Source organism: Holdemanella porci (assembly GCF_019052655.1).
In the GTDB taxonomy this organism is placed as follows: Bacteria; Bacillota_I; Bacilli_A; order Erysipelotrichales; family Erysipelotrichaceae; genus Holdemanella; species Holdemanella hominis.
Genome location: NZ_JAHQVB010000126.1, coordinates 1 through 1,583 on the forward strand (window position 1 = coordinate 1; position 1,583 = coordinate 1,583).

The following is a 1,583-nucleotide window of genomic DNA, read 5'->3' on the forward strand; positions in this document are numbered from 1 at the left end:
GGATTATGTGGACTTCTGTAGCATATTGCATGGACTTCAGATAGCGGAATACTCATTTAAGGATTGTACATACGCTGACGCGTGTTTAGATCGAGTTCTATGTAAAGCATATCGTTTAGAATTCAAAGGTGAATCACTAAGAAATCAAAAAATTTTGACACACCGATTGACCGCTACAGATACACCGATGGTGTGCTAAACACGCACCATTTTTCCGTCATATGCACTTTATACAAAAGTATAACGTATCACATACTAAAAATTATTTTATTCAAACAAAATAGCGTCATATAAAAATGTCTGTATTACTTTCGAAGCCTTAAATTATTCTCACCTTCGAAAGTGTAAAAAAGGAATGAACCAATAATTCATTCCTTAATTACTGAAACCTCCTACGAATGTCTAATCTCATATATTTTTAAACAAGCAAAATATCCAAGAATATTAATTATAATTGCCAAGACACTGCCATATAATAACCATCTATTTAAAGGTATTAATAATAACTGTTCTACGCCCACAAAAAAATTTAAAGTAATAAAACCTATCACAAAAGTTACTAGTGTTACCACATATAAAATGGTTCCTTTTTTATTTCCAAAAGTCAAAAATCCTGCATTATTTATAGGTAACATAATCAATGTAAAAATCACACTTATCGATAAAACTAACAATCCTTCTTGTAAACTGATAATATGATACCCGTAGATAGCTAACAATACAACAGGTAAAGAAAGTAATAAGAAAGATGCAAATGAAAAGATATATGTTTCTAATATTTTGGTCATCACAATTGTTTTTTTAGAAATAGGATAAGTTAATAACATTTGATCAAATTTAGAGAGTTCATCTTGCTCAATCGAGTATTGTAATGGCGATACACTTGTCATTGGTATCGTTAATACAACTAAAAGGATTACAATATACTCACTTGGCATTAAAAAGAAGACCATACCATACAATAAAATACTACAAATAAAACCTATTAAATTCTTTTTAATACGAAACGATTCGTAAAAATCTTTTAACATTAAACCTACCATCTTTCACAGCCTCCTTTCACATGAAACAACATGATTTCTTCAACTGTTGGTCGCGTCATTTCTAAATCTTTAAAAACACTCTGTATCAATGAACGATTTTTTACTAGAATAGTGTAATTATATGCTTCTTTCACATAGCCAACAATATCATCTTTATTTAATGAATCTAACAACTCTTTTCCAGCATGAATAATTCCATATTTTTCTCTTAATTCATCATATGGTTTCATAAATAATAATTTACCTTCATGAATATAAGCAATGTAATCTGATATTTTGTCTAAATCACTAGTAATATGTGAAGACATTAATACTGTATGATCTTCATCTTCTGTATACTCACGTATGATAGACAATATTTCATTACGAACAATTGGGTCTAGTCCACTTGTTGCTTCATCTAATATCAATAGCTTCGCATTATGACTAAAAGCAATCGCAAATTCTAATTTCATTTTCATTCCGCGAGAAAACTTTTTAATCTTGGCTATGTCACAACAAACAGTTGATAAATAGCCATTTTTATAGGGGAGTATCAGA

The 1,583-nt window shown here is 29.6% G+C and carries 2 protein-coding genes and 1 pseudogene; 1 reads left to right on the forward strand and 2 read right to left on the reverse strand.

Features of this window, described 5'->3' with window-relative positions; translation table 11 throughout:
* Positions 1–199: pseudogene (locus KTQ83_RS11705) on the forward strand (hypothetical protein); the annotation flags it as partial.
* Between the two features lie 193 nt (positions 200–392).
* Here the strand turns inward: KTQ83_RS11705 and KTQ83_RS11710 are convergent.
* Together KTQ83_RS11710 and KTQ83_RS11715 are read right to left on the reverse strand one after the other, a co-directional pair.
* Positions 393–1,043, reverse strand: coding sequence for an ABC-2 transporter permease (locus tag KTQ83_RS11710; RefSeq protein ID WP_217256807.1), 651 nt, complete (start codon positions 1,041–1,043; stop codon positions 393–395).
* The coding region (locus KTQ83_RS11715) for an ATP-binding cassette domain-containing protein (RefSeq protein ID WP_425331032.1) at positions 1,037–1,583 on the reverse strand (547 nt) is incomplete at its 5' end. The genes KTQ83_RS11710 and KTQ83_RS11715, both read right to left, overlap by 7 nt.